At 45.9% G+C, this 10355-nt stretch carries 12 protein-coding genes; 1 reads left to right on the top strand and 11 read right to left on the bottom strand.

All coding sequences use genetic code 11. The features are described from left to right. Positions 1–289 precede the first annotated feature (289 nt). Complete coding sequence (locus GON05_RS31215) at positions 290–706, top strand: ester cyclase (protein WP_157324883.1); 417 nt, start codon at positions 290–292, stop codon at positions 704–706. 103 nt (positions 707–809) lie between these two features. Here GON05_RS31215 and GON05_RS31210 read toward each other — a convergent pair whose 3' ends face one another. From GON05_RS31210 to GON05_RS31160, 11 genes are all read right to left on the bottom strand, one after another. After that, positions 810–1862 carry an alpha/beta fold hydrolase gene (locus GON05_RS31210; protein WP_157324820.1) on the bottom strand — a complete coding sequence of 351 codons (1053 nt, stop codon included), beginning with the start codon at positions 1860–1862 and terminating at the stop codon, positions 810–812. 157 nt (positions 1863–2019) lie between these two features. After that, positions 2020–3186 carry an iron-containing alcohol dehydrogenase gene (locus tag GON05_RS31205; RefSeq protein ID WP_157324818.1) on the bottom strand — a complete coding sequence of 389 codons (1167 nt, stop codon included), beginning with the start codon at positions 3184–3186 and terminating at the stop codon, positions 2020–2022. A gap of 225 nt (positions 3187–3411) precedes the next feature. Further along, positions 3412–3711: an ArsR/SmtB family transcription factor gene (locus GON05_RS31200; RefSeq protein WP_157324881.1), complete on the bottom strand. Its 300-nt coding sequence runs from the start codon at positions 3709–3711 to the stop codon at positions 3412–3414. 58 nt (positions 3712–3769) lie between these two features. Continuing rightward, positions 3770–4732: an alpha/beta hydrolase gene (locus tag GON05_RS31195; protein ID WP_157324816.1), complete on the bottom strand. Its 963-nt coding sequence runs from the start codon at positions 4730–4732 to the stop codon at positions 3770–3772. Positions 4733–4851: 119 nt separating this feature from the next. Beyond that, positions 4852–5061, bottom strand: a complete 210-nt coding sequence (locus tag GON05_RS31190) for a YezD family protein (protein WP_157324814.1) — start codon at positions 5059–5061, stop codon at positions 4852–4854. Positions 5062–5083: 22 nt separating this feature from the next. After that, complete coding sequence (locus GON05_RS31185; protein ID WP_157324812.1) at positions 5084–5914, bottom strand: alpha/beta hydrolase family protein; 831 nt, start codon at positions 5912–5914, stop codon at positions 5084–5086. Between the two features lie 185 nt (positions 5915–6099). Continuing rightward, positions 6100–6519, bottom strand: coding sequence for a DUF4395 domain-containing protein (locus GON05_RS31180; RefSeq protein WP_157324810.1), 420 nt, complete (start codon positions 6517–6519; stop codon positions 6100–6102). 11 nt (positions 6520–6530) lie between these two features. Then, complete coding sequence (locus tag GON05_RS31175; protein WP_157324808.1) at positions 6531–7550, bottom strand: ABC transporter substrate-binding protein; 1020 nt, start codon at positions 7548–7550, stop codon at positions 6531–6533. A 45-nt stretch (positions 7551–7595) separates the two neighbouring features. Continuing rightward, entirely contained in the window at positions 7596–7934 is a 339-nt protein-coding gene (locus GON05_RS31170; RefSeq protein ID WP_157324807.1) for a 4Fe-4S dicluster domain-containing protein, read from the bottom strand. Beyond that, positions 7934–9544, bottom strand: a complete 1611-nt coding sequence (locus GON05_RS31165; RefSeq protein WP_157324805.1) for an FAD-dependent oxidoreductase — start codon at positions 9542–9544, stop codon at positions 7934–7936. The genes GON05_RS31170 and GON05_RS31165 overlap by 1 nt, the downstream gene beginning before the upstream one ends. 38 nt (positions 9545–9582) lie before the next feature. After that, positions 9583–10350: an ATP-binding cassette domain-containing protein gene (locus GON05_RS31160; protein ID WP_157324803.1), complete on the bottom strand. Its 768-nt coding sequence runs from the start codon at positions 10348–10350 to the stop codon at positions 9583–9585. Positions 10351–10355: the final 5 nt, after the last annotated feature.

Below are 10355 nucleotides of genomic sequence, written 5' to 3'. Positions count from 1 at the left end.
TTATTTAATAGTACCTCATTTCCCTAGGTACTCTCCAATTCAATTAGGGGGCTTAACAGATCTTAGGGAACTGTGATCCGCTAATTCCCCCTTTCGGGGTGGATTAGCAGGTCCCCAGGGCAAATAGAGCCCTGCAGTCCCACTAGATCTCTCGTTTGGCTGTTTTAGCCTGAATAGCGCCCTTTAGTTCCTTTTTGTGGTTCGCCGAACAAACTCTTTTCTTGAAATTTTGATGTTATTCCAGTAAACTCATCGTACATTCCAGATGTTAGGAGTTCTCATCATGTCCATGACCCCAACCGAAGTTGTTCAACATTTTTTTGCGAAAGCTCGCTCTGGTATACAACCTGATGCCGCTCATGATTACATGGCTGAGCACGTGCTGGCTCATCAAATGACGGGAGAAAACGAAACGACCGTTCACCGCACACCGGCCAATTATGCGGATCACGTCAGGGAGATGATTGCCGCTTACGGTGATTTCCAGCTCGAAATTCAAGAAATGATCGCGCAAAATGATCGTGTCTACGTACGCTGGAAGCAAACCGGCACACATATCGGCGAGGTAGACGGATTTGCGCCCACAGGCAAAGCAATCATCGAGATTGCAAGCGCTGTTTATCGCATCGAAAACGAACGAATCGTCGAATACTGGATTCAAATCGACCGCGAAGGCATCCGTTTGCAGCTTCAGCGAAATGCTTGACCCCCTCTTATTTCAACGCTTACAAAATCAAAAAAACACATTGCCCTTTTTTTATTGGGACGCGATGTGTTTTTGCATATCAATCCACGTATTTACTAACCGCTTAGCGAAAAAACTCCTTAAACTGTTTAATGACTTCTTCAGGCTGCTCTTCTGCAATCCAATGTCCGGTTTTTTTAAGTTCCACCACTTTCGGATTCCTTGTATTTTCCTTTAGGAAAGGACCCAGATCGCTAATGCCCGTTGAACCATAGATACCCAAGACCGGCATAGATAATTTTTTATATGTGTTGAAATCGTCGATATCCTGGCGAAATGTACGAAACCAATCATTAGCTGCGCGAAGTGCATCAGGTTTTGCATAGGCATCGAGATAGATCGCTTTTTCTTGTGGGGTAAGAGCAGGTTTGTCGTAGGATAAATAATCGTAAGCCCAATTGTAGGCTATGTCTAGATTTTTACCATGCAGTAATTGTTCCGGCAAATTGGGTACAGCGTTAAACGCCCACCACCACGGAAATTTTACACGGGCTGGATTACTCTCATTGTACGAGCCAGATGGTGCCACGAGCGGTAACTTCAGCATGTTGTTGTCTGGATGTGAAATGTCAAGCATGGCTAGTTTTTTTGTGGCTTGCGGGTAATTGGCTGCGAAAGCATAAGCAACCGTGGACCCGATATCATGCCCTGCAATATAAATATTCTTATAGCCCAGCTCGTTCATCAATGCATAAATATCGGACGCCATCGTTTTCTTGTCATAGCCGGTTGTAGGCTTGTCGGAACTTCCCATTCCTCGAATATCGATGGAATAAACATGATAATGCTTAGCTAACTCAGGCATTATTTTGCGATATTCATACCACGTTTCGGGCCATCCTGGCAGCAGAAATAGCGGTTCGCCTTTGCCGCCTTCAACATAGTGAAGTTTGATTCCATTGACCGTTTTAGTTGCATTCTGAAAACCCGGGAGCGTTTTAACTAATTCTTCGTCCTGATTATCATTACTGCCCGATTCCGAAGTGACAGAAATAAATGTCGGTCCTGTTGCCGTTGCGACATTTTGCTTGTAGGTTGCCAAGCTTACGGGGAGAAGTATTAGCGCTACGGTCAGCAGCCTCGCTATCTTTCGAGCCTTAAATTTATTTCCTGACATCTCAATTCCTCCATAGACTTCATCATTTCGCCATCAGCAGTTAAGTTTCCCTAGCCCAATAACCCATATACGTCACGGAAAACTTCATTAAGCTAATCGCCATATGAATTCTTAATAAAAGGGCTGCCTCTTATTGAGACAGCCCATTTTGACTACATTATAAAGAATTTCTCAAAATCTTTCTGACATCTTCTTTTGAAAGAGAGACATAACTCCCTATTTGATCGGCGAGCATAGACCTTTCTGTCATCAGTTCAATTTCCTTGTCATCGATGCCATAGTCCGACAGCTTCGTAGGCGCTCCAATGGATTCCCAAAATTTCTTGAGAGACTGGATCGCTTCCTCTGCTAATTGGGCATCGGTTTTTCCTGTTGGATCCAGATCGAATACACGAATACCCAACTGTGCGACTTTCTCTGGACGTACGGCCGCGACATGTTCCATCCAGTGCGGGGCAATGATCGCAATCCCCCCGCCATGTGGGATGTCATGGACAGCTGATACGGCATGTTCGATTAGATGAGTCGACCAATCCGGACTGACACCCATTGCAGTTAGCCCGTTTAAAGCCAGTGTTCCGTTTAATAACATGATTTCGCGATATTCGTAATTGTTCAGATCGTTCACTAGCTTAGGCGCGGTCTCGATAACAGTGCGAAGAATCGCTTCACCAATTCTTTCTTGAAGAGGTGCATTGCTCGAACCATGAAAATATTGTTCGAAGACATGTGACATAATATCAACACTGCCGTATACCGTTTGATCCCGAGGTACAGACAATGTAAGCTCTGGATCTAAAACACTGAATCTTGGAAGCACATGATTAGAGTTAAAAAATGCTTTCGTATTCGTTTCCCAATTCGTAATGACGGAATTTCCGTTCATTTCTGATCCCGTTCCCGCTATCGTTATAACGGTGCCAATCGGTACGGAATTAGAAGGGGCACTCACCTTACTAGTTACGATATCCCATACGTCGCCATCGTATGGCACACCCGCGGCAATCGCTTTAGCGCCATCAATGACGCTGCCGCCGCCCACTGCAAGAATAAAATCAAGCTCATTTTCTCTTATGAGGTTAATCCCTCTTTGCACGGTTGTTAGTCGTGGATTCGGTTCAACCCCTCCAAGCTCAATAACAAATGAGCCTATTTCCTTCAGTTCATTGATAACTTTATCGTACAATCCAATTTTTATTATGCTTCCTCCACCATACACTAGCAAGATGCGTTTGCCGTAAGCAGGAATTTCTTTTTTCAGGCTGCTGATTTGACCTTTTCCAAACAAAAGCTTAGTCGGGTTTTGAAATTCAAAGTTTTGCATATTCGTTATTCCTCTCTCCATTGAGATTATATTTTTTGATCAAGTCATTCAAAGATTGTGCCAAATGTGTTGAAATGCACATCACCTCCTTCAATAAATATTTATATATTTCAAATTATCAATATGATAAAATAAAAAAATTTATAATTTGCAAATTATCAATATGTTTACTTTAAGAAAAATTGAATTCTAAGAATGAATTCAATTTTCTATATATCGATGAGATTATTTATGAAGAAAACGACCAATCTCATTAATCGCATCTTCATTCCTTCTATAGTAAGTCCATTTCCCTAAACGTGTCGCATGCACCAGTCCTGCTCTTTGAAGCATTGAGAGGTATTGCGAAGCTGTAGATTGATTCATCTTTAATTTTTCAGTTATTTGACTCACACATACCCCAACTGTAAGAAGATCAGCCCCTTCCTGGGGTGAAAAATGGGTTGTTGGATCTTTCAGCCATTCTAAAATTTGAATACGCGCTTCATTGGATAGTGCCTTAAAAATCTCAATTGAATTGTTCATGTCACCCATTATATATTGCAACTTTGTAATATGTCAAATCATTAATTTTAACTGCATTTTACGATCCCCCACGACCTCTACCAACCTGCTCATCCAGCCACGCTGCCAAATCCACCATTACTTCCTCACGGTTCGTTTCATTCAACATCTCATGCCGCCCGCCTGGATAAAGCTTGCTGCTGACGCTCTGGAGCCCGAGCTTCTCATACATCCTTATGAGCTTCCGCACCCCTTTCCCATGTCCACCAACTGGATCTTCTTCACCGGAAAAAATATAGATCGGTATTTCCTTCGGTATCCGCTGCACATGTGCTGGACGATGAATTTCTTTCAGTCCCCTGAAAAAATCTCTAAAAAATCCTGAAGTAAACACGACACCACAGTAAGGATCAGCCACGTATTTATCCACTTCCGCCGAATCAGTGCTTAACCAATCGAAAGACGTACGATTAGGAGTGAATTTCTTATTATATGCACCAAAAGACAACCCCGTCAGCAGCGAACTCCGATGATGATCTCCCCGAATGGCTGCTTCGCAAGAAGCTAACGCGATTCCGGCGTTAAGAGCGACGCCCTCACTACCATTAGAGCCTGATAATATGATTCCTTGTACTTGGTTGGGATGTTGCGTGAGGTAAGTACCCATGTAATATTGTGTCAAAAAGGAGCCCATGCTGTGCCCCATCACGAATACGGGGAGCTCCTCCTGATGCCGTTGCCGAATTTGCCCTGTCAGTTGGCCCATATTTCCCGCCATCCGCCGAAAGCTGTCTTTCACAAACTTGCCAACGGCATCCGGCGATCCGGCAGTTCGCCCATGTCCCAAATGATCGTTCGCATACACGGCATACCCGCTTTTCGTCAACCTCTCGGCCAGTCTCTCGTATCGTTCAGCCGTTTCGGTCATTCCGTGTGCAATCTGCACAAGCCCTTTCATTGTAACCGTTTCCTCAGGTAGCCATTCATGCACATAATGATTCACATTTTGATCATCCCGCCAAATAAAGTGCTGTTTGCGCATATCATCTGCGTCCCCCTTCCCCTGCAATTGCTTATATTCTCTTCAGTATACTGCTCTTTGCACATGAAAACAGCCCCTTTCCGAAGAAAGCGGGCTGTTCGATAAAATACATATAATAGCTAAACTTTACTCGTTTGTTTGACTGATTTCACTGCTTGCAGCTGCGATTGTGCTTGCGAAGGTGTGTCAAATCGTTTTCTCTCTGTTTTATCGATTTGCGCAATTTTACCGTCGTGTACCACAATTTGTACCGATCCGTATTCTAACCCATTCAACATTTGCTTAATTCTGTCCACCCAAACGTCATCTAACTCTAGTGGCTTCGCCATCACATTTTCCTCCGCTTCTTAATCAGATCGTCCAATCATTCCAATCGTTTTTCTGTTTCTGAATGAAGGATAGCCAATTGCTTGTTTTCTCTAATAGTTCTTTGGTCGCTCCGGAAGTCGAATACGTATGATCGGCCTGATAGACCAGATCCAGATCGCACTGCCCTTCATTGCGCAGCCAGAACATCTTTTGATATAAAGGGGCATAATCAACTGGGATAACTTCATCCGCTGTTCCGTGTATGACGAGTACATCGCCATTAAATTTGCGCAGTTGTTCAAACGGCTGGTGTTGCGCAAGTGTATCAAAGAATCGGCTGGTAAGTGAATATCCATGATGATCGATGGCGCCGCCGAGTGGTAATTTCTCATATTCATTTCTGCCAACAATTCGAACGATATCATTATGCGGATGAGCTACTGCCGACCATAGTACGAGAGTTTTAACACGGGAATCTTTCGCCGCTGTCAGAACCGCTGTAGCACCGCCCAAGCTATGTCCAACCAATATCACGCGGCTCAAATCGACGCAATCAATTGTTAATGCATAGTCAATCACTCTGCGCGTTTGATCAATGAGAACGTCCAGTCCGCCTGCACCATAATCCCCTGTGCTGTCACCGCAGCCGCCATAATCAAACCGCAAGACCAAATAGCCTTTTGAGCTAAACTCACGTGCTGCCTTCACAAATAACCGATCCACCCCGATCCGGCTGCCGATGAATCCATGACAGATGATAATCAACGGCCAGCGCTGACAATCAGCTTTTGCAGCTCCTGTTTGATTCGTTGGGTAATGCAGTGTAGCCGACAATTCAATGTCGTCGCTTTGTATAGTGATGGCATGCTCCATGATGTTTACTCCCTTTCGTATAATTCCGATAAGATTAGTATGAATTAGTTATATACCAATATTAGCATCCACGTACGAGGGTGTCAATCCTGTTTTTAACAAAATTTCGGTAAAACATGGGTTGATTTGAAAAGACCCTCACTAAAGTTATCTCCAAGTGAGAGTCTTTCCATATTTGGCATGCATTAACCACGTTTCATTCGTTGTCTGCTCACAAATTGCTTGTACTGGAAGTAAATCGTGCAGCCTACACAATAACCGAGCAATGCCGCACCGGCGGCCAAAAGCAAGCCTACCGCAAAGAGATAACCCACCAAAGACCAACCCACTGCGAATGCTAAGGAGGATGTGGAAAGAAATAGGACAGCCAAAGCATTGTTAAACTTGGTCAACTCAAGTGCTTGCGTTTCTGTTCGATTTTCCGGAAAAAGCCTCTTTAAGACTTTGATGAACAGGTTCCACTTCGCTCCTCCAGCTAATCCAAGTACCTGTATAGCCCACAGTATAGCGACTAACCAAGGCCACTGAAACACTATCGCCAGTAGAACAAAGACAACAATTCCTGTTTGATTCGCCTTCACAAGGGAAAGCGGGACTTCTCTCATTTGCGTCACTCCTAATTCGCCAACCAATCCTTAATCGCGTAATCTTTCTTCGCCAAGCCTTGATCGACCAAAAATTTCTTCGTTTCTTCAATCAGTTTCAGTCCGTCAGGTTGCGCTGCCTCTACCGGCCATTGCTCAATTTTGAAAGATGCTTTCACAACATCCAATGGATAACCTGATGCTTCCGCATAAAATTTGAAATACTCTTCGTTGTTCTCACGAATTTCTTTGACCGCTCTGGTGCGCAGATCATTCCACAGCTTAGGGAATTGCGGGTTTTTGGCCAGATAATCCTCCGTCACCACGGTCAAGCTAGAGCCTTGCAAAAGCGGATGACTGGCAGCTTCGTCGATCGCCACATAGCCTTTCTTCAGCAATAAGGGTCCAAAACCAGTCGGGTACGCATAGGCGGCAATATCCCCACGAGATAAGGCAGCTTCTGCATCAGCAGGCAATAAGTGCAGGATTTTCACATCCTTATCAAGCCCCTTCTCTTTCAAAAGGCTAGTTAAATAACGACTCATATATGAACCTTGTGAAGTTGCGACTTTTTTACCTTTGAGATCATCCAACGACTTGGAACCGTCCGCTTTCGCAACCAGCCAGGCATTCATATTCACTTGCGTGACGTTGATTAACCGCGTCTTCAGACCTGCCGCTTTCCCGTTGATCGCCGGCGTGTCGCCATAGATGCCAACATCAAGCGTCCCTGCCGAGATAGCCTCATTTAAGTTGGGCCCGTTAGGAAATGTGAAGTATTTGAACTCTTTAACCCCATATTTCTTTAACTCACTTTCTAAGTATCCTTTGGATTGCGCCCAACCTTCAGGCCCGGTAATCGTCTTGTTATTATTTGCTGAAATAAATCCGATTCGCAGTGTTTCAGGAAGCGAAATTTTTGCGTCTGATGTCGCATTGGAGGCTGCCGGAGCCACGGTTTTCTCTGTTTTAGCCCCGCAAGCCGCTAATAAAAAGGTAAATAAAGTTAAAATGAGTGCAAGGTTGATTACCTTCACAGTGCTCTGTTTCATATGTCTTGACCCCCTGATTGGTAAATGAAATAAATGATAAACCGATTAATGCGATGCATGCATACGTTGGAAAATGATGTACGAACCGTCGGAAGAGGCCGTAGAAACTCTGCCCTTGCCCCAGCCCACGTTCTGTTTGTAGCTGCCCATTAAGCCATCTTGAACTAATTCGCTCTCGTCCACCTTTGTCTTCTCTTCTGCCACCGGAGATACATATAAGGCATCAGTCGGGCAATATAATTCGCACATAAAGCAGCTTTGGCAATCCGATTGTCTGGCAATGACAGGAATCTCTCCCTGAACCGCCTCAAACACATTCGTTGGGCATACGGAAACGCACTGGTTGCAGCTTATGCAGCGATCTTTACTTAATAGTTCTATCATTAGACAACAGCCTCCTTAATCACCTTTGGCTGGGCACCATCTACCAATGGCTTCGCCCATGTTTTATCCAAACCGCCGCTCTTAATGCGGTATTTTTGATTTTCATCGATACGCGGGAAATCTTCCCGCCGATGCATGCCTCGGGTTTCTTTGCGTTCCAGTCCGCTGGTATACATCCATCTTGCTGTGGCTGTCATGGCTGCCGCTTCGCGAACCCGAACAATATTGCCTTCACTTGCTTGAATCCCTTGTTTTAATTCATGCCACAGATTATCCAATCGCCCTAAAGAGCTCTGCAAACCTTCCCCTGTGCGGAACCAGTTACGGTCATATGGGAATACCTCATCTTGAACCGCTTTGATAATTTCTTGCGTGTCAATTGCCCCGGCTCTCGTCGTTGCGACTTTGGGAACGCCGCTTGCTTCTGACAAACCTTTGGCCTTGCGATCCGCAGCACCTACGCCTACTGTAAGCGCATATTTCGCTGCAGCTTCACCTGAGAAATAGCCCGAAGACATCGCCCATGCCGCATTGTGACTGCCACCGCCGGTAAATCCGCCGCAAATCAGCTCTCTCGTCGCGGCATCTCCCGCCGCATAAAGGCCCGGCACTTCCGTCGCGCACGTTTCATCGATAATATGAATGCCGCCGGTTCCCCGCACAGTCCCTTCAAATCTCAGCGTCACGGGAAACTTCTGTGTGAACGGGTCGATACCCAAGCGATCGAAGGACAAAAAGAAATTGGGCTGAGCTTGCCGCATCGCCTTCTTGACAATATCATCGGCTTTATCGATTCGGGCAAAAACGGGTTGTGTCAACAGCGTTTTGGCAATGACCGAACGCCCTCTCTGCGAACCAGCCCCTTCGATTACGGTGCCATCTTCATAGTAAAACGTTGCCCAAGTGTAGAAAGCTGATTTGGTTACCGGAGAAAATGCCGGGGCTAACGAGTACGCCGTGGAGAACTCCATGCCGGAAAGGCTGGCTCCTGCTTCTGCGGCAAGCAAGTACCCGTCGCCGGTTAATACATTCGTGCCCAGCGCTTTACTCAGGAACGCGCAGCCTCCGGTTGCAATAACGACCGATGCAGCATCAACGCGCCATGTATCTTTGGTTTGATTGTTTACTCCTGTCGCTCCTGCCACACCATGCTCATCTGCGAGCAGCTCCAGCGCAGGACTATGGTCGAGAATGCGGACACCCGCTTTCTGCACCTGTCTGCGCATTAAACGCATATACTCTGGTCCTTGCAGACTTTTCCGATGTGAAGTACCTGCTTCGTCCAGTGGGAAGGGGTATCCCCAAGCTGCAATTTGATTCGTGTTGCTATAAGTTTGATCCAATACCCTCTTCATCCAGCCGCGATCCGCGAGATATCCGCCCAGCGCCTCTCTGCTCTTCATCGCAGCTTCCCGTTCTTCGGCTGTTGGATTGACATACCACAACCCTGTTCCCGACGGAGCTGTTGCACCGCTCGTTCCGCAATATCCTTTATCGACAAGGATGACCTTTGCTCCTTCTTTGGCAGCTGTAATCGCCGCCCATGCTCCGGAAGGCCCGCCACCGATAATGAGTACATCCGCCTGTAATTGCAAATCATATTGAGCCATCTTATAAGCCCTCCCTTATTTCCTCATTCTCAAATTCCCTATATGGAAAAAGCTTCTGCAGCTGTTTTCGCTGTCTCATACGGTTGTTTCACAAGCAATCGATCCAAAATAACCTTCTCAAAATAAGCAAAACCGCTATCGTGCTCTCTAGGTCTGGCAAGCGATATCTTCAAATCAAGCCCAATCTTCCCGTCTTCAATCACAATGACTCTGTCCGCCAATGCTACGGCTTCACTTACGTCATGTGTGACCAGCAAGACAGTAAATTGCTTCTCCAGCCATAGTTTCTCAATGAGCTGCTGCATCTCGATGCGAGTTAACGCATCCAAAGCGCCTAGCGGCTCATCTAAAAGCAGCAGCCTAGGATTACCGGCAAGCGCCCTCGCAAGCGCCACTCTTTGCCGTTGACCCCCAGACAGCACAGCCGGCCAGTCGTCCTTCTTATGTTCTAGGCCAACTTGCTGCAGCGCTTTAAAAGCAATTTCCTTGTCACCGGATTTAATGCCAATCCGAACATTATCGATATTCTTTTTCCAAGGAAGAAGCCGATGTTCTTGAAAAAGTACACGCGTATCTTGGTGTACGCCTTGAATGCCTTGAGCATCCAGCAGAATGGCTCCGCTCGTCGCTTCATCCAAGCCTGCAATAAGGCGAAGCAGCGTGCTTTTTCCGCATCCACTACGGCCCACAATCGCAACAAACTCTCCTTGTTTAATGTTTAAATCGATACCTGAGAGCACTCGTGTTGCGCCAAATGATTTGTTCACGTTACGAATATGAAGCTGAGTACCGCCAACCTTACTCATAAGAA

Origin of the sequence: Paenibacillus anseongensis (assembly GCF_009757995.1) — a bacterium.
Taxonomy (GTDB): Bacteria; Bacillota; Bacilli; order Paenibacillales; family NBRC-103111; genus Paenibacillus_E; species Paenibacillus_E chondroitinus.
This window is presented reverse-complemented; position numbering and strand designations above follow the sequence as displayed.